The sequence below is a fragment of the Allorhizobium sp. NPDC080224 genome, assembly GCF_050281005.1.
In the GTDB taxonomy this organism is placed as follows: domain Bacteria; phylum Pseudomonadota; class Alphaproteobacteria; order Rhizobiales; family Rhizobiaceae; genus Allorhizobium.
Genome location: NZ_JBNNWJ010000001.1, coordinates 356483 through 373731, shown reverse-complemented (window position 1 = coordinate 373731; position 17249 = coordinate 356483). Strand labels below are relative to the sequence as shown.

Annotated in this window: 15 protein-coding genes; 5 read left to right on the top strand and 10 right to left on the bottom strand. The window is 61.3% G+C overall.

The features are described 5' to 3' along the window. Positions 1-111: 111 nt before the first annotated feature. Positions 112-1620 carry a methyl-accepting chemotaxis protein gene (locus tag ACQKP1_RS01860; protein WP_427273981.1) on the bottom strand — a complete coding sequence of 503 codons (1509 nt, stop codon included), beginning with the start codon at positions 1618-1620 and terminating at the stop codon, positions 112-114. 296 nt (positions 1621-1916) lie between these two features. Here ACQKP1_RS01860 and ACQKP1_RS01855 point away from each other — a divergent pair, with 296 nt between their 5' ends. The 3 genes from ACQKP1_RS01855 (at position 1917) to ACQKP1_RS01845 (ending at position 6594) form a co-directional block, all read left to right on the top strand. Further along, positions 1917-3140, top strand: coding sequence for a DNA recombination protein RmuC (locus ACQKP1_RS01855; RefSeq protein WP_427273980.1), 1224 nt, complete (start codon positions 1917-1919; stop codon positions 3138-3140). Between the two features lie 54 nt (positions 3141-3194). Beyond that, the gene (locus tag ACQKP1_RS01850) at positions 3195-4094 is read left to right on the top strand and encodes a ribokinase (protein WP_427273979.1); all 900 of its coding nucleotides are present in this window, start codon (positions 3195-3197) and stop codon (positions 4092-4094) included. Between the two features lie 154 nt (positions 4095-4248). After that, positions 4249-6594, top strand: coding sequence for a methyl-accepting chemotaxis protein (locus tag ACQKP1_RS01845; protein ID WP_427273978.1), 2346 nt, complete (start codon positions 4249-4251; stop codon positions 6592-6594). Positions 6595-6660: 66 nt separating this feature from the next. Here the strand turns inward: ACQKP1_RS01845 and ACQKP1_RS01840 are convergent, their stop codons facing one another. Beyond that, positions 6661-7605, bottom strand: a complete 945-nt coding sequence (locus tag ACQKP1_RS01840; protein ID WP_427273977.1) for a nucleoside hydrolase — start codon at positions 7603-7605, stop codon at positions 6661-6663. Positions 7606-7746: 141 nt separating this feature from the next. Between ACQKP1_RS01840 and ACQKP1_RS01835 the strand changes: the two genes are divergently transcribed. Both ACQKP1_RS01835 and ACQKP1_RS01830 read left to right on the top strand, forming a co-directional pair. Continuing rightward, the gene (locus ACQKP1_RS01835) at positions 7747-8169 is read left to right on the top strand and encodes an Hsp20 family protein (RefSeq protein WP_203019334.1); all 423 of its coding nucleotides are present in this window, start codon (positions 7747-7749) and stop codon (positions 8167-8169) included. 49 nt (positions 8170-8218) lie between these two features. Further along, positions 8219-8476, top strand: a complete 258-nt coding sequence (locus ACQKP1_RS01830) for a DUF1150 family protein (protein ID WP_054149132.1) — start codon at positions 8219-8221, stop codon at positions 8474-8476. Between the two features lie 36 nt (positions 8477-8512). Here ACQKP1_RS01830 and trmB read toward each other — a convergent pair whose 3' ends face one another. The 8 genes from trmB to miaB all read right to left on the bottom strand — a co-directional run bounded on the left by trmB (position 8513) and on the right by miaB (position 17200). After that, positions 8513-9214 carry a tRNA (guanosine(46)-N7)-methyltransferase TrmB gene (gene trmB, locus ACQKP1_RS01825; RefSeq protein ID WP_427273976.1) on the bottom strand — a complete coding sequence of 234 codons (702 nt, stop codon included), beginning with the start codon at positions 9212-9214 and terminating at the stop codon, positions 8513-8515. Positions 9215-9219: 5 nt separating this feature from the next. Further along, positions 9220-10458 (bottom strand): methionine adenosyltransferase, encoded by a 1239-nt coding sequence (gene metK, locus ACQKP1_RS01820; protein ID WP_203019332.1) that lies wholly within the window; start codon positions 10456-10458, stop codon positions 9220-9222. 166 nt (positions 10459-10624) lie between these two features. Then, on the bottom strand, positions 10625-11041 hold the full coding sequence (locus ACQKP1_RS01815) for a helix-turn-helix domain-containing protein (RefSeq protein WP_006728024.1): 417 nt from the start codon (positions 11039-11041) through the stop codon (positions 10625-10627). A 148-nt stretch (positions 11042-11189) separates the two neighbouring features. Then, a complete protein-coding gene (gene lnt, locus ACQKP1_RS01810; RefSeq protein ID WP_203019330.1) occupies positions 11190-12779 on the bottom strand; it encodes an apolipoprotein N-acyltransferase in 1590 nt (529 codons plus the stop codon). A gap of 89 nt (positions 12780-12868) precedes the next feature. Further along, positions 12869-14170 (bottom strand): hemolysin family protein, encoded by a 1302-nt coding sequence (locus tag ACQKP1_RS01805; protein WP_427273975.1) that lies wholly within the window; start codon positions 14168-14170, stop codon positions 12869-12871. Between the two features lie 12 nt (positions 14171-14182). Next, positions 14183-14689: an rRNA maturation RNase YbeY gene (gene ybeY / locus ACQKP1_RS01800; protein ID WP_427273974.1), complete on the bottom strand. Its 507-nt coding sequence runs from the start codon at positions 14687-14689 to the stop codon at positions 14183-14185. Positions 14690-14709: 20 nt separating this feature from the next. After that, positions 14710-15765 (bottom strand): PhoH family protein, encoded by a 1056-nt coding sequence (locus tag ACQKP1_RS01795; protein ID WP_203019326.1) that lies wholly within the window; start codon positions 15763-15765, stop codon positions 14710-14712. Between the two features lie 40 nt (positions 15766-15805). Then, on the bottom strand, positions 15806-17200 hold the full coding sequence (miaB, locus tag ACQKP1_RS01790; protein ID WP_427273973.1) for a tRNA (N6-isopentenyl adenosine(37)-C2)-methylthiotransferase MiaB: 1395 nt from the start codon (positions 17198-17200) through the stop codon (positions 15806-15808). Between the last annotated feature and the right edge of the window lie 49 nt (positions 17201-17249).

The window sequence follows — 17249 nt, the reverse complement described above, 5'->3', positions numbered from 1 at the left end:
TGCGATGAGGACTTTCGATTTGACTGCTATCAACCAGAACTGCCACGGTTTGCTGAATAGTTTCTAAACGGTAGCGCGCATTCCGCGCTACCGTGAGGGGCGGAGTCCGGTTTACGAGGCCATGCGGTAGTTGCTGCCATGGTTCGACGTCTGCGTGCGGCTGCCGCTCGTCTTGAAACCTTGCAGCGCCTGAACGAGACGCCCTGCCTCTTCCATCAGCGTAGCGGTCTGGGCCGAGCTTTCCTCGACCATGGCGGCGTTGCGCTGGGTGATCTGGTCCATTGACTGCACTGAAGTGTTGACCTCGCGCAGGCCGCCGGACTGGTCGGCTGCAGCAAGCGCGATCTTGCCGACGATGTCGTTGATCTCGCCGATGCGGACGATGATCTTGCCGAGTGCATCGCCAGCATTGTTGACGAGGCCGACACCGGCTTCGACCTGTGTCGAGCTCTGCGAGATCAGGTTTTTGATCTCGCGGGCGGCGTTGGCGCAACGCTGCGCAAGCTCACGAACTTCCTGCGCGACGACCGCGAAGCCACGCCCGGCCTCACCTGCACGGGCAGCCTCGACGCCGGCGTTCAGCGCCAGAAGGTTGGTCTGGAAGGCAATCTCGTCGATGACGCCGATGATCTTGGAGATCTCGTCGGAGGATTTCTCGATGGCCCCCATGGCGGTGACGGCGCGGGAGACAACCTCTTCGGAGACGCGGGCTTCCGTCAAGGCGGCGCCGACAACCGTGGCAGCTTCCTTCGCGCCATCGGCGGTCAGGGTGACATTCTGGGTCAGCTCGTGCAGCGCGGCAGTGCTTTCCTCAAGACCTGCCGCCTGCTGCTCGGTGCGCTGGGCGAGATCATCGGTGGCATCGGAAATCGCAGTCGTCGACTTGAAGATTTCGTCGGCAGAATGACGTACGGTCGTGATCGTCGCGCGCAGGGCATCGACCGACGCATTGTAGTCCTCGGCCATCTGCGCGAAATTGGCCGGCAGATCGTTCGGCAGGCGAGCTTCAAGATCGCCGGCAGACAGCTTGCCGAGTGCGCCGCGCAGGGCTGCGAGCGCCGTTGCCTGCTCGGCTTCCGCCTTCAGCCGGGCGTCTTCCGCAGCCTGACGCTGCTCGGCCAGGATCGCCAGATAGACGGAGATGGAATAGTCCATGTCGAGCAAGGCAGCCTTGACGACGACGGAGATCTCTTCGGCGAGCTGCTCGGAATTGCGCCGACCGAAACGGCTCGGCCAACGTTCGCGAACGACCGCATGCACGAGCTGCTCGAGAACGAGCGCATAACCGCCGATATACCAGCGCGGCTCGAGGCCAATGCGGGCATGAGCCTTGCCGACCTTCGTGACACCCTCGACATAGCTGTCCGTGTAGTCCGCGGTGCCGACGATGCCCCAGTGTTCTTCCTGGCGCTTCTTGGCACCCTTGATGTGATCTTCGTTGCGAAAGAAAGCGGCGGTTTCCGGAACCTTGCGCACCTTGTCGTAGAAGATTTCGAGCGCACCGCCGATATTCTTGCGGATCAGCGGTCCCAGTCTTCGCAGGGTATCCCTACCCTTGTCGTCCAATCCCAGGAAGCGAAGACGGTTCTTCAGATCTGTATTTTCGGTTTGCGACGCCATGGACGGTACTTCACTTTTCTTATTCACAAAAATATCAGCGATTGCTGATAAATGACCTTCAGGGAATTCTAAAATGGTAAAGTTTCGGTTGCCGAAGGAGAGCTTATTTTCACCTCCGTCGGAATGCCGGCGTGCCGATGAACGAAAAATGTCCAGATATCCGGGCAGAGATTGATCATCGTCACCAATGAAAGACGTGTAGTTATTTCGCCGACGCAACCTGCGCCGCCCCATCCGTCCGCCGGCGTTCACTCTTTGATCTGTTTTCGCAGACCGAATCAGCTATCATCCGAGCCATGAACCTTCTCGACATTCCGGCAGTGACCATTGGCTCAGTCACTCTTCAGCCCGCGTTCCTCATCGGCCTCGCGGCTGCTCTGTTTTTCCTGCCCGTTGTCGTGATGGTCATCGCTTCGATGCGGGCCGCACGTCTGCGCGCCGAATTGCGCGAGGAGACGGCACGGCGGGACGAAGCTGCGGAAGCGCGGCTTGCAGAACTGCTGAAAGCCCAGGCCGAAATGCAGGGGCGGCTTGCAACCATGGCCGAGGTCTTCGGCAGCCGCCAGGCCGAGCTCAATCAGTCGATCAGCCAACGGCTTGACGGCATGACGCATCGGCTGGGCACGACGATCACCGAGCAGACAAAGTCGACGCATGACAACCTGCGCACGCTGCAGGAGCGACTGGCGGTGATCGATGCCGCGCAGAACAACATCCAGTCGCTTGCCAAGGATGTCGTCGGCCTTCAGGCGATCCTGTCCAACAAGCAGACGCGCGGCGCCTTCGGGCAATCGCGGATGGAGACGATTGTCGCCGACGGCTTGCCGATGGGCGCCTACGCGTTCCAGACGACGCTGTCGAATGGGTCGCGCCCCGACTGCACCATCCGGATGCCGAACAATTCGCCGCCACTGGTGGTGGATGCGAAGTTCCCCCTCGAAGCCTGGAACGTGATCCGGGAGACGGAAAATCCGGAGCAGAAGAAAGCAGCGTCGCAGCAGTTCCGCCGGGATATGGAGGTGCATATCCGCGACATCTCGGAGAAGTACCTGATCCCCGGCGAGACCCAGGACATGGCCTTCCTGTTCGTGCCGTCGGAATCGATCTTCGCCGAGATCCACGAGAACTTCGAAGGCATTGTGCAGAAGGCGCACCGACAGAAAGTGGTGATCGTCTCCCCTTCCCTGCTGATGCTCTCCATCCAGGTGATCCAGGCGGTCCTCAAGGACCAGCGCATGCGCGAGCAGGCGCATCTGATCCAGGGCGAAGTCATCCGCCTGATGGAAGACCTTGGACGTCTTGATGACCGGACGCGAAAGCTGCAGAGCCACTTCCTTGCGGCCCAGAAGGATGTCGAGATGATTATCACCTCCTCGGACAAGCTGGCCAAACGCGGCGCCAAGATCGAAGCCATGGAATTCGAGACGCCGGGCGGACGAGACGATGGTGACGAGGCGCCCGCCCGCGCCGTCGAGAGCCGCACGGGTCTCCTCAAGCTCAGGGTTGTTGACGAGGACTGAGACCCGGTCCAAAAGAGCGCAACAGCCTAGAGCACTCAGGGAGGCACCGCGCTCATGATCACCGTTTTCGGCTCCATCAACATGGACCTCGTCGCCACCACGCCAAGGCTCCCGAAGCCGGGCGAAACGGTCGCCGGAACGGGATTTGCGACGGCCGCGGGCGGCAAGGGTGCCAACCAGGCGCTGGCGGCTCGGCGCGCCGGGGCTGAGGTACGCATGGCCGGCGCTGTCGGTCGCGACGAGTTCGCAGGCCCGGCGCTTGATCTTCTCGAGAAGGCCGGGACCGATCTCTTGGGTGTGGCCCGCGTCGATGGCCCGACCGGCACCGCGCTCATCCTGGTGGGTGGCGACGGCGAGAACATGATTGCCGTCGTGCCGGCCGCCAATGGTACCGTCACCGCCGCGCAGGCCGAGAGTGCCGTAGAGGGCATGCAGGATGGCGATATCCTGATGTTGCAACAGGAGGTGCCGGCAGGTTCGGTCAAGGCGGCACTTGAGAGCGCGAAAGCCCGAGGCGTCCGCACGGTGCTCAACATCGCACCCCTCATCCCGGAGACAGAAGCTCTGGGGGCGCTTGCGGATATCGTCATTGCAAACGAGACCGAATTCGAACGACTGGTCGGGCGTGACAACCTGACAGGCGAAGAGCGGGAGCAGATCCTCCTCGACATGCATGGCAAGACCGGTCAGATCCTGATCATCACCCTCGGCGCCGATGGCGTAATCGCTGCCGAAGGTGGCACTCTGCACCGGACCAAGGGCCTGAAGATCGTGCCGGTCGATACCGTCGGCGCCGGCGACACCTTCTGCGGCTATCTTGCCGCGAGCCTGGACGCTGGTCTTGCTTTCGGCGATGCGCTGCGCCGCGCAGCCGTGGCAGGGTCGCTTGCCTGCCTCAAGGCCGGCGCGCAGCCGTCGATCCCCGTGGCCGCCGATGTGACGGCCTCGCTTTGATACTTAATCAGGCCGCTTAAGTCTGATTTATTGCCCGTTAAGCAATGGAACATAGCATCGGTCGCGATCGGGGTATGCGAAAGCATGCCCGGCCGCGCCATGAGGGTGCGGAACGAATGTCCCTGCGTCCTGATCCTCAGTTTTCGAGGCTTCCATGTTCGCCTTTTTTACCCGTTCGATCGCCGCCAAGCTCCTGGTCGTCACCGGCGTCGCCATCGGACTTGTGCTTTTCCTTTCCAATCTCGTTCTGATTTCGCAGACCCGCGACCGTGTTCATGCGCTGACCATGGAACAGGCGGATGCAGAGGCGAAATCGATCGCCCGTGAAGTTGCCGGCGATATAGGCGAACTGGCGAGTGCGGCCCGCACGATGGCCGGCGTCATCGGCCGCGGCCATGAAGGGCAATCCTTCGACCGTCAGGGCATCACAAACATCCTGAAGGCCAATCTCGAACAGAACCCGTTCGCTTTTGGAAGCTGGATGGCGGAAGAGCCGGGTGGCATTGACGGCCGCAAGGACGACGTCAAGGGGCAGGCCGATCTCAGCGCCAATGACGACGGGATTTTCACCCCCTACTGGTCCAAGGACCGCAATGGCGCGATCCAGTTCTCGACCTTCGGCGCCAAGTATGATGCAGAGTGGTATGCGCTTGCGGCCAAGAGCGGCAAGGGCGCGATTACGGCTCCTTATCTTGCCGAAGGCACCGATGTGCCGACGACGATGAGTTCGATCGCCTATCCGGTCTTCTCTGGCGGCAAGATGATCGGCGTCAGCGGCGTCGACATCTCGCTTCTGTCCCTGTCCGACAAGCTCAAGGCGCTCAAGCCTTTCGAAACCGGCCGCGTGCTCCTGGTGGCACAGGGCCAGCAATGGCTGGTGGCCCCGACGGACGAACTCTTGATGAAGCCGTATGAGGAAGCCGGCGCAGACGCGCTGAAGACGGCACTCTCAAGCGGCACCGGCAACCTCGTTCCCAATCTGGCGGACGCCAATGGCGAAGGCTTCGACCGGTTGCTCTTTCCCTTTGCCGTGCCTGGCGTGAACACGACATGGGCTGTCATCATCGACATCCCGCATGCCGCGATCAATGCGCCCGTCGAGGCGCAGACCCTGATGATGATCATCGGCGGCCTGATCGTGCTCGGTGCCGTCATGCTGGCGCTGTTCCTGGCAGTTCGTTCGATCGCTCAGCGCCCGTTGCATGGTCTCGTCGGCGACGTCGAACGCATGACCAAGGGCGACTATGCCAGCGACGTTTCCAACCAGGACCGTCAGGATGAAATCGGGCTTGTCGCCAAGGCGCTCGACGGCTTCCGCCACAAGCTCGCCGAAAGCAACATGCTTGCCGCCGAAGCAGACGCACAGCGCAAGGCCGCTGAGGGCGAGCGCCGTCGCAACGAAGAGGAACGCAATCAATCCGCTTCCGTGCAGCAGCATGTCGTCACCGCACTCGGCAGCGGTCTCGCCCAGCTTTCGCAGGGCAACCTCACCTATCGGATCGCTGACGAGTTCCCAGGCGAGTACGCTGCCCTGAAGCGCGACTTCAACGATGCCGTGACAAGCCTCGAACAGGCGCTCGCCTCCGTTAACGGCAGCGTGGTCAACATCGCCGCCGGCACCAGCGAGATCTCCGAAAGTGCTGCTGACCTTTCCAAGCGCACCGAACAGCAGGCGGCGAGCCTCGAGGAAACTGCGGCTGCCCTTAACGAGTTGACCGAGCAGGTCAACTCGAGCGCCGACAATGCCGGGACCGCGGCAAACACTGTTTCGGTTGCAGTTAAGGATGCCGAAAAGTCCGGCGAGGTTGTCCAGAAGGCGGTTGCCTCGATGCATGGCATCGAGCAGTCCTCGCAGGAAATCTCCCGCATCATCGGGGTCATTGACGAGATCGCGTTCCAGACCAACCTGCTCGCGCTCAATGCGGGTGTGGAAGCGGCGCGTGCCGGGGAAGCCGGCAAGGGCTTTGCCGTCGTCGCGCAGGAGGTCCGTGAACTCGCCCAGCGGTCGGCAACAGCTGCGAAGGAGATCAAGTCGCTGATCAATGCCTCGGCTGCCCAGGTCAAGGATGGCGTCGAGCTTGTCGGCGAAGCCGGGCAAACGCTCGAAAAGATCGCCCAGCAGGTCATGCAGATCAACGGGCTCATCCGTCAGATCTCCGCTTCGGCCAGCGAACAGGCCTCTGGCCTCAAGGAGGTCAATGCAGCGGTCAACCAGATGGACCAGGTGACCCAGCAGAACGCTGCGATGGTGGAAGAGACGACGGCCGCCAGCATGGCGCTGCGCAACGAGTCCGACACGCTGCGCGGCCTCGTGGCGAAGTTCCAGGTTACGGGTGCAGCCGCACCGGTTGCTGCCCTGCGCGCTGCGGCGGAGACGATGCGAAGCCCCGCAACCTCAACCGCTGCAAGCCCCAGAGCACCGGTCTATTCTCCGGCCCCTCGCAAGATGGCGTCGGCAGGCGGCGCTGCGCCAAGCGCGGACAATTGGGAAGAGTTCTGAGGTTTAGAGCCCGAGTCCAAGTCCAAATCAAAGGGCGCTGCCGAGGCAGCGCCCTTATTCGTTTGATCAAAGGCGGGCAAAGCGCTCGATCAACAGATCAAAGAAGCCGTCGGCATCGACGCTGCGCATGAAGGTCGCATTCGGCGTGCGACCGGAGACGCGCCACCAGTCGACGACGGTCATGCCGACCGTCAGCTCGGACTGCAGCTCGATCTCGACATTGCAGTGGCGTCCGCTGAAGAGCTCCGGCTTCAGAAGGTAGGCAACCACCGTCGGATCATGCAGCGGCCCGCCATCCGAGCCGTATTTCTCCTCGTCGAAGCGCTCGAAGAATTCCAGCCACTCGACCATGACCTTGGCAGGCTTTGTGCCAAGCGATGCCATACGGGCAACACGGGCCTTTGTGGTCATCAGCTGGTGAGTGACATCCAGCGGCATGATGGTGACCGGAATGCCCGAGCCGAGGACGGCGGCGGCGGCATGCGGATCGACATAGATGTTGAACTCGGCGGCCGGCGTGATGTTGCCCCCCTCGGAGAAGCCACCACCCATCATCACCAGTTCATTGACGCGCGGTGCGATATCAGGCGCCTTCTGAAGCGCAAGGCCGATGTTCGTCAGCGGACCAAGCGTGCAGAGCGTGACGGTGCCTGCCGGCTCGTTGCGGACTGTCTCGATGATGAAGTCCACGGCGTGCTGGCTCTGGACGGCTCTGGTCGGCTCCGGCAATACCGCGCCATCAAGACCGGTCTTGCCGTGCACATGTTCTGCCGTGACGAGCGGGCGTACCATCGGGCGATCTGCGCCCTCAAAGACCCGGCGATCGGTCTCGCCGCAGAGCTCGCAGACGATGCGGGCATTGCGGCTCGTCATCGTGAGCGGCACGTTGCCGGCGACCGTGGTGATGCCGAGCAGGTCGAGTTCGTCGGGGCTGGCAAAGGCGAGCATGAGGGCGGCGGCATCGTCCTGACCGGGGTCAGTATCGATGATGATCTTGCGGGGTTCTGTCATGGGGCAATCCTAAAGTCGAAAGCCCGAGGCTTGGAGCGCGGGTTCGCTTTTGTCAAGCAAGACAGTGCTTGTCGGGGCGCGCGCGATTTCCCATATTCGGCTTGGACGGACAGTCCCCGCAGGACTGAACGAGGGAATGAAATGACACGCAACAGACTGCCAACCGAAGCCTTTCTCATCACCTTCGACACCGGCGACGGCAGCGCCTTCCGGCGCCCGCGCGGCAGCGACGGATACCCGCCCTACGACATTGAGCGGCTCGCGCCGCAGAAGGGGGCAGAACGGTTGCGCGTCACGCTGGCAGTGGCTGGTTTTGCCGAGAACGAACTCGATGTCAGCGTGGAAGCCAATCAACTCGTGATTCGGGGCAAGCAGGTAGAACGCGAGGAGGCAGACTATCTCTTCCGCGGCATTGCCTCACGTCAGTTCCAGCGGGTCTTTGCCATAGAAGACGGTATGGAAGTGACCGGTGCCTCGCTGAGAAACGGCCTTTTGGCAATCGAGATCATCCGGCACGATCCCGTGCATCTGGTAAGGAAAATTAACATCTCCACCGCAGAATGAAGTTCGCGGCAATGTTCTGCCGCCTCTCCCTCATTCGCGGAGGATCGGAATGTTACTCAAAGAAGCCTCGTCCCGCCTGACGAAATCCGAACTGGCGCATCTCGGCGCCGGGGAAGTGGGCTATATCAGGAAGATGAAATCGGACGACGTGTCCCGCTGCTTTCCGGAAGCCCCGGAAATCGATCCAACGCTGGATCTCTGGGCGTTGTTTGCCGCAGACGGCACGCCGATCCTGCTCACCGACAACAGGTCCAGCACCTTCTTCAAGGCAGCAGAAGACGACCTGAAGACTGTTTCGCTGCACTGAAAAGTGCAGCGAGCCGCCATCTCACAGAGATACGAATCAGCGCTTTTGAAATGTGAGATAGGCCGATGAGCGGCCTTCACGCCGGGCCTTGGCTTCGTAGCGCGTCCCCGGCCAGCCTTCATAGGGCGTGAGCCAGTCGCTGGCATTGCGCGCCAACCACTCGAACCCACCATGATCGCGGCAGTGCTGCAGCGTCCAATTGACATAAGTATCGATGTCGGAGGCGAAGCAGAAAATGCCTTCCGGCTTCAGCACCTTGTGGAAGCGCTGCAGGTTGACCTGCGAGACGAAACGACGCTTCCAGTGCTTTTTCTTGGGCCAGGGATCGGCGTAGAGGAGATCGATCTGGTCGATCTGGCCTTCCGACAGCCAGTCCAGCAATTGTGTCGCATCATCGTCGTAGACGCGGATGTTCTTCAAACCCTCAGCCTCCACGACCGCGAGCAGTTTCGCCATGGAATTGACGAAGGGCTCGACGCCGATGAAGCCTGTGGTGGGATTGGTGCGGGCGCGGTGAACCAGATGCTCACCGCCGCCGAAACCGATTTCCAGACGGATCTTGTCGACGGGAACAGCGAAGAGCGACTTGAGGTCGGCCGGCACCGGCGACGCGAGGTCGACCTTCAGCTCCGGCAGGACGGTTTCCATGCGCTCGACCTGTTGCTCGCGCAACGGCTTGCCCTTGCGTCGACCGAAGAATGCTTCGGTCGACCTCGTCCTGCGTTCCTGTTCCGTCATTCAGATCAAGCCTTGATCGCATCCTTGAGCGGCTTGACCAGATCCAGCTTCTCCCAGGAGAAGGAACCGTCACGGCCAGCCTTTCGGCCGAAATGGCCGTAGGCCGACGTCTTAGCATAGATCGGCTTGTTCAGGTCAAGATGGCGGCGGATGCCCGACGGGGACAAATCCATCACCTTGCGGATGCCAGCCTCGACCTCGTCCTCGGTCACCTTGCCGGTGCCATGCAGGTCGACATAGATCGACAGCGGCTGGGCAATGCCGATGGCATAGGAGATCTGGATCGTGCAGCGCTCGGCGAGACCGGCAGCGACGACGTTCTTGGCGAGGTAGCGGGCAGCGTAAGCGGCCGAGCGGTCAACCTTGGTCGTGTCCTTGCCCGAGAAGGCGCCACCGCCATGGGGGGCTGCGCCGCCATAGGTGTCGACGATGATCTTGCGGCCTGTGAGGCCCGCGTCACCATCCGGACCGCCGATGACGAACTTGCCGGTCGGGTTGATGTACCAGGCGCAATCATCGGCGATCTTCAATTCGCCCAAGGCTTCGCGGATGAAGGGCTCGACAACCTGGCGGACCTTCTTGGAATCCCAGCTTTCGTCGAGATGCTGGGTGGAAAGAACGATCGAGGTCGCTTCGGCCGGCTTTCCGTCGACGTAACGGACTGTGACCTGGCTCTTGGCGTCAGGGCCGAGCTTGCCGACATCACCCTCGCCCTTCTTGCGGGCGGTGGAGAGTGTCTGCAGAATCTTGTGCGAATAATAGATCGGGGCCGGCATCAGGTCCGGCGTCTCCTTGCAGGCATAACCGAACATGATGCCCTGGTCGCCAGCGCCTTCGCTGTTGGAGCTGTCGGCAGCCTTGTCGACGCCCTGGGCGATGTGGGCGGACTGCGAATGCAGGAGCACATCGATCTTGGCCGTCTTCCAGTGGAAGCCGTCCTGCTCGTAGCCGATATCGCGGATCGCCTTGCGGGCGGCGGACTTGAACTTGGCGGGGTTGATGACCTCGTTGCCATTCTTGTCGGTCTTCATCAGGCTCGGCGGAAGGCGGACCTCACCGGCGATGACGACACGGTTGGTGGTGGCAAGCGTTTCGCAGGCGATGCGTACGGTCCAGGGATCAACGCCGGTCTTGGCGGCTTCGCGATACACGAGGTCGACGATTTCGTCGGAGATTCGGTCACAAACCTTGTCCGGATGACCTTCGGATACGGACTCGCTGGTAAATAGGTAATTCGCACGCATCGGGATTCCCCTCAAAGTATGGATGGCGGGCATCGTTACTCAGTTCGAAACCCGATGACAAGGACACAACCACATAAATATATCTTTATGTGAGTAAATTTTTCCTTCTGCGGACACAAAAAAAGCGACCCTGCGGCCGCTCTCTTTGTCAGGCGTGTATCTGAGTTCACTCGCTGTCAGCTTCGGCCGCCAGAGCCTTGACCAGATCGACAATCTTGCGACGGACCTTGGCGTCGCCGATCTTCACGAAGGCGCGGTTGAGCTGCAGGCCTTCGGAGGACGACAGGAAGTCAACGACATAATTCGAGCTGGAGGCTTCAGCCATGCCCGAGTTCGACGGCTGATCGCCCGGCGCATCTTCGAAGAAGAAGGATACCGGCACAGTCAGAATATTGGAGATGTTTTGAAGGCGGCTCGCGCCAACGCGATTGGTGCCCTTTTCATACTTCTGGATCTGCTGGAAGGTGATGCCCAGGCTCTCGCCCAGCTTCTCCTGGCTCATGCCCAGCATTGTACGACGAAGGCGAATCCGGCTTCCGACATGGATGTCAATCGGGTTCGGCTTCTTCTTGTTCTCGATCATTAATGTCGTCCTGACAAAATTGTTGGCGTTGCGACCATAACCCCATACCCGCCAAACCAAAACGAGACGTTGTGCTCGCCATTGATCATTTTCCAGCATACTTGCAGATTATCGGTCTGAGCCACTATGCAATTTTAGGGGTTTTTGGTCAATTCGTCCGCCTAATAAAACCCAGACTAGAAACTACGGCGACCAGGGTCATGGACACCAATACCAACCATAAGTTTAAATTATGGTTGTAGCCGCTCCGTTCCGGAACAGATGCTACACCGAAGGTTGCATCAGCGGCACCGACAGCATCAAGGGAAAGTCCCTCAATAACGCGTCCATAGGGGTCGACAACGGCGGAAATGCCGTTATTGGCCACACGGATCAGCGGCGCGCCAGTCTCAACTGCACGCAAGCGGGTCTGCAGGAAATGCTGATAGGGGCCCGGGGTTGCGCCGAACCAGGCGTCATTGGTGACGTTCAGGATGACACTGGCGCCGGCCAGATCAGGCGCAATTTCCGCCGGAAAGATCGCTTCATAGCAGATCAACGGATAGAGACCGAGGCCTGAAGGAAGCTTCAATGGTGTGCGGCTGGAGGCTGCGGTGAAGCCGCCGGGCAGGCTGATCAACTCCTCGATCCCGAATTCCCGCAACAGGCCCTCATAAGGCACGTATTCGCCGAAGGGCGTGAGATGGACCTTGTCGCTCGCGGCGAGGATCTGTCCCTTGTCGTCGATCATGTAGACGGAATTGTAATAGAGCGGCATCTGGCCCGCGCCACGTTCTTCCGCCCGGACGGCGCCGGTCAGCAGGATCTGCCCGTCCTGGAGTACATCTCCGATCCGCGCCAGAGCATCGGGGTTTTCCGTCAGGATGAAGGGGACGGAGGTTTCCGGCCAGACGATCACATCCGGCCGGGGCTTGCCTTCCTCGGGTGGGGCTGCCGTCAGCGCCAAATGCTTCTCGAAGATGCCGATGCGGTCGGTATTCTCCATCTTTTGCGACTGATCGATCGATGGCTGCACGAGGCGGACAGTGAGCGTCTGATCCGTTGCCGCCACCGGCGCGACATAGAGGCGATAGGCGCCATAGCCCAGATGAGCGCTGAGCAGGCTCGCGGCCAAAAGCAGGCCGGGCCACGCGCCTCGACGCGTGCCGAGGAGTGCTGGAGCAGAAAAGACGAAAACGGCCAGCGGTGTGATGGCGAGGACGCCGAGCACATGGCTCGACTGCATCATCAGGGGGACCGGCATGGCGGCATAGCCGATCGCGTTCCAGGGGAATCCGGTCGCGACAAAGCTGCGGAGCCACTCGGCGAGACCGAATGCGGCAGCAAGTGCTGCTATGCGGCCCATGCCGTCCGACCAGACGAGACGCGCAAGCATCGTGGCCAGTCCGTAGAAGATTGCGAGCACAGCGGGCAGGCCGAGTACCGCCAGCGGGATTGCCCAGGCAAATTCATCCGCTTCCAGAAGCAGGGCATTTCCGAGCCACCAGAGGCCGCAGACAAAATAGCCGAGGCCGAACAGCCAGCCCGTCCAAAAGGAGGACGACAGCCCTGCCCTGCCGGTTTCGGCATTGCCGGTTGCGCCGTCCAGCAGCCAGACCAGCAGCGTGAAGGAGATGAACATCGACGCGAAGATGTCGAAGGGCGGAAGGGCGAGCGCCCCGATTGCGCCTGCGAGAACCGCGAGCCCTGCCCGCCTCAGCCCCCACAACAGCAGGATCCTCGTTGCCAAAGCCTGCATGTCCACCCCTTTTGCCCCGAATCAATAGCGGGCAGTCTCCCAAAAAACGGAGGCCATGTCGCGGTTTTCGGTGCGGAGGATGGCGACCGTCAGGCTGACGATCGCTCGGCGCTTTCCATCTCGGTCACCGGGGTTTCCGGGGCCGGCTCGGCGGCGGGTGGTGTTTCGACCTTCGGTGCGCGCGGCTTGGCAGGAGCCCTTGTCCGCGGCTTTGCCGCAGTCTCACCCGATGCAGGCGCGGAGGCCTTCGGGGCCTTTGCCTCGGCAGCCTCGTCCGCACGGACCTCGACATCACCCTTGGTCGTCGAGCGACGGCGGGCGCCGGCGCGCTTGCGGCCGATCCGGACGCGCTTGATGCGCCGGGGATCCGCATCCAGAATATGGAATTCGAAACCGGGCATTGCCTGCACGACTTCGCCACGCGCCGGAATGCGTCCGAGCGCCGAGAAGATCAGACCACCCAACGTGTCGACGTCTTCGATCCGGTCGGCAATGTCGAAATCCGGGCCAATCGCTTCGGCGATCTCTTCCAGTTCGACGCGGGCGTCGGCGATAATGACGTCGTCGGAGACGCGGCTGAACATGACTTCTTCGTCGTCGTGTTCATCGTCGATGTCACCGATGACCATTTCGACGATGTCCTCGTGGCTAACGAGGCCGTCCGTGCCACCATATTCGTCGATCACGAGCGCCATCTGGGTGCGGGCTGCCTGCATGCGGCTCATCAGGTCGGAGGCAAGCATCGAGGGCGGCACGAAAAGGATGGAACGGATGATGCCGGCTTCGGCAACCGTCTTGCTCAGATCGATGCGGGCAAGATCGAAGTCCATCTTTGGCTTGGCCGACTTCTCGACCTTTTCGGTCTTTTCAGCCTTCTCGCCGCCAGTTGCTCCGTTGGCTGCCTTGGCAGCCACGCGCCTGCGACTACGGGCCTGTTTGGTGACGTAGGAGAGCAAGTCGCGGATGTGGACCATGCCGCGCGGATCGTCCAGCGTATCGGCATAGACGGGCATGCGCGAGCGACCGGACACATCGAAGATGGTCATCAACTCGCCGATGGTGACGCTCTGATCGACCGCTTCGATGTCGACACGCGGGACCATGATGTCCTCGACGCGGACCTCGCGGAAGCGGAGGATGTTGTTGAGCATCGCCCGCTCTTCGGGCGTGAAAGCTTCGCCGAGGCTGGCATCGGCGCTCAGGGCGACCGTTAGGTCTTCGCGCAGGCTCGTGGAGGAGGATGGCTTCAGAATACGGCCCAGTCGGGCCCAGAAGGAAGGATGTTGGCGTGCCGAGCTTTCCGCTCGGTAAGGACTACTGCCCTCGTCCGAAGACGATCCTTCGTTACTCTCTTTGGCCTCGGGGGCCGACTTCGTTGCAAAATCGCTCATTGTTCCAGACTATCAGATGGGGTCCTGCCCCGCATAGGGGTCAGATAGGCCAAGTTCTGCCAGAATGCGAGTCTCCAGCGCTTCCATTTTTTCGGCGTCATCGTTTTCGATGTGATCGTAGCCGAAGAGATGCAGGAAGCCATGCACCATCAGGTGGGTCAGATGATCCTCGAAACTCTTGTCGAGATCAACGGCTTCACGCTCCACCGTCTCGCGGGCGATGATGATATCGCCGAGCATCGGACCAGGCATCTTGCCCGGGGTCAGCGGGAAAGCGGGAAAGGACAGGACATTGGTCGGCTTGTCCTTCTTGCGCCATTCCGCATTGATCTCGCGGATCATCTCGTCGTCGCCGAAGACGAGCGAAACCTCTGTCGGCTGCGTCGGAAAGGGCTGACCTTCTGTCTCAGCAAGATGGTTTTCAGCAGAACCGAGAACGCGAAGGGCCAAAGCCTCCAACGCGGTCTCATCTGCCCAACCGTCGCTCTCGACGGCAATCTGTATGTCCAACTGGCTCATCGTGTGATCGCAGAGCGGGCTTAGTGCTCGCTCTGCTCGCTCTCGTCCTGTACCTTGTACTTTGCGTCATAGGCCTGCACGATGCGGCCGACAAGCGGATGACGCACAACGTCGGTGTCCTTGAAGCGGACCACCGACACGCCTTCGACACCCTTCAGCACGGTCAAAGCCTCAACCAGACCCGACGTCACGCCGCGCGGCAGGTCGACCTGGCTCGGGTCGCCGGTGATGATCATGCGACCGTTTTCACCGAGACGGGTGAGGAACATCTTCATCTGCATCGAGGTGGTGTTCTGCGCCTCGTCGAGGATGATCGCGGCATTAGCAAGGGTGCGGCCACGCATGAAGGCAAGCGGGGCAATTTCGATGACGCCGGCCGTGATGGCACGCTCCACCTTGTCGCCCGGAATCATGTCGTAGAGCGCATCATAGAGCGGGCGCAGATACGGATCGACCTTCTCCTTCATGTCGCCGGGCAGGAAGCCGAGGCGCTCACCGGCTTCGACGGCCGGGCGCGTCAGGACGATGCGATCGACAACGCCACGCTCCAGCAGCTGGGCGGCATGGGCAACGGCAAGATAGGTCTTGCCGGTACCGGCCGGGCCCACGCCAAAGACCATTTCCGACCGCTCCAGCGCGCGCATGTAGGCGTCCTGGGTCGGGGTGCGGGCCGCGATCGTCTTCTTGCGCGTGGAGATCTGCGCCATGGAGAGCTTCGCCTTGCGCTCCAGCGTCGGAAGCGACAGCTGGTCGTCTGCGGCGACCGCCATGCGGATGGCCCCTTCGACGTCGGAGGCTTCCACCGATCCGCCGCTCTGCAGGCGGGCATAGAGGAAATCGAGTGCGCGGCGGGCCTGGTTGGTGGCCTGCAACTCACCCGTAATGGCAACCGAATTGCCGCGGGCACGGGCCTCGATCTGGAGGCGCTGCTCGAGAAGTTTCAGATGCTGGTCGAACTGGCCAAAAAGCTCGCTCGCAAGCCTGTTGTTCTCGAACGTCAAAATGAAGTGATTGGCGTCGGTCGCAGTTGTGCGGACATTGCGCGAGGGTGAAGAAACCACTTCTGTTGCGTTCAAGCGATCAGGCTCCTGTTGCGATCAGGTTCAGGCCCTCACTCTAACCCTCTGCCACCTCGGCAAACAAGCTGTTTGGGCCGGCTGCGGTGATTCGTACCTGTATAATGTCACCGATTTGCGATGACTTTGCATCAACATTCACAGACTGTAGCCAAGGCGACCGACCGATCAACTGCCCCGGCATGCGGCCCGGCTTCTCCAGGAGCAAATCAACGGTCTTGCCGATCATCGACTGCATGAAGGCCTGCTGCTGTTCCAGCAACAGCGCCTGGAGCCGTGCCAGGCGTTCGGTCTTCACATCCTCGGCCACATGATCCGGCAGATCGGCGCCGGGCGTGCCGGGACGTGTCGAATACTTGAACGAATAAGCCTGCGCGTAGTTCACTTCGCGGACGAGATTCATCGTGTCCTCGAAGTCCTGATCCGTCTCGCCCGGGAAACCGACGATGAAATCGCCCGACAGCGCGATGTCAGGACGGACAGAACGGATGCGCTCAATGAGGGCGACATATTCGGAGGCCTTGTGGCGCCGGTTCATGGCTTTCAGGATCCGGTCGGAGCCCGACTGCACAGGCAGGTGCAGATAGGGCATCAGCATCCTGAGATCGCGATGCGCCTCGATCAGACGGTCGTCCATGTCGCGGGGATGGCTTGTGGTGTAGCGCAGGCGGGCGAGACCGGGGATTTCAGCGAGCCGGTAGAGCAGATCGCCGAGGCCGATCGCCCGACCTTTTTCATCTTCGCCATGCCAGGCGTTGACATTCTGACCGAGCAGGGTCAGCTCACGCACGCCGCTGTCCACCAGTTTTCGCGCTTCCATCAGGAGTTGCGCCAGCGGACGAGAGACTTCCGAACCGCGGGTATAGGGCACCACGCAGAAGGTGCAGAACTTGTCGCAGCCTTCCTGGACGGTGAGGAAGGCGGTGACGGAGCGCGGCTTGCCGACGACCTTGGTCGGATCCGGCAGGTGCTCGAACTTGTCTTCCAGCGCATATTCGGTATCGACCACGCGCTCGCCGGCCCGAGCCTTCTGGAGCGCCTGCGGCAGACGGTGATAGGTCTGGGGGCCAAGCACCACGTCGACTGCTGGTTCTCGACGCGAGATTTCCTCGCCTTCGGCTTGGGCGACGCAACCGGCGACGCCAATCATGAATTCCTTGCCTTCGGCTGCGCGGGCTTTCTTGTGCTCACGCAGGCGACCGAGCGCCGAATAGACCTTTTCGGCGGCCTTTTCACGGATGTGACAGGTGTTCAAGAGGACGAGATCTGCCTCTTCCATGACCTCGGTCGGGGCATAACCATCCGCCGCCAGGGCATCGGCCATGCGGCCGCTGTCATAGACGTTCATCTGGCAGCCATAGGTCTTGATGAAGACCTTGCGCGTGTGGGCGCCCGGCATCGGCGTTTCGGTGAGGCTCGCGGTTTCCTGGGTCATGGCGCGCTATTTAGTGGTTTTCGGGCCGCGATTAAACCGAAAAGTTGGC

Excerpts from the sequence above, each read along its gene's own strand:
- ACQKP1_RS01860 (WP_427273981.1), bottom strand. The coding sequence starts at position 1,620 with ATGGCGTCGCAAACCGAAAATACAGATCTGAAGAACCGTCTTCGCTTC.
- ACQKP1_RS01855 (WP_427273980.1), top strand. The coding sequence starts at position 1,917 with ATGAACCTTCTCGACATTCCGGCAGTGACCATTGGCTCAGTCACTCTT.
- ACQKP1_RS01850 (WP_427273979.1), top strand. The coding sequence starts at position 3,195 with ATGATCACCGTTTTCGGCTCCATCAACATGGACCTCGTCGCCACCACG.
- ACQKP1_RS01845 (WP_427273978.1), top strand. The coding sequence starts at position 4,249 with ATGTTCGCCTTTTTTACCCGTTCGATCGCCGCCAAGCTCCTGGTCGTC.
- ACQKP1_RS01840 (WP_427273977.1), bottom strand. The coding sequence starts at position 7,605 with ATGACAGAACCCCGCAAGATCATCATCGATACTGACCCCGGTCAGGAC.
- ACQKP1_RS01835 (WP_203019334.1), top strand. The coding sequence starts at position 7,747 with ATGACACGCAACAGACTGCCAACCGAAGCCTTTCTCATCACCTTCGAC.
- ACQKP1_RS01830 (WP_054149132.1), top strand. The coding sequence starts at position 8,219 with ATGTTACTCAAAGAAGCCTCGTCCCGCCTGACGAAATCCGAACTGGCG.
- trmB (WP_427273976.1), bottom strand. The coding sequence starts at position 9,214 with ATGACGGAACAGGAACGCAGGACGAGGTCGACCGAAGCATTCTTCGGT.
- metK (WP_203019332.1), bottom strand. The coding sequence starts at position 10,458 with ATGCGTGCGAATTACCTATTTACCAGCGAGTCCGTATCCGAAGGTCAT.
- ACQKP1_RS01815 (WP_006728024.1), bottom strand. The coding sequence starts at position 11,041 with ATGATCGAGAACAAGAAGAAGCCGAACCCGATTGACATCCATGTCGGA.
- lnt (WP_203019330.1), bottom strand. The coding sequence starts at position 12,779 with ATGCAGGCTTTGGCAACGAGGATCCTGCTGTTGTGGGGGCTGAGGCGG.
- ACQKP1_RS01805 (WP_427273975.1), bottom strand. The coding sequence starts at position 14,170 with ATGAGCGATTTTGCAACGAAGTCGGCCCCCGAGGCCAAAGAGAGTAAC.
- ybeY (WP_427273974.1), bottom strand. The coding sequence starts at position 14,689 with ATGAGCCAGTTGGACATACAGATTGCCGTCGAGAGCGACGGTTGGGCA.
- miaB (WP_427273973.1), bottom strand. The coding sequence starts at position 17,200 with ATGACCCAGGAAACCGCGAGCCTCACCGAAACGCCGATGCCGGGCGCC.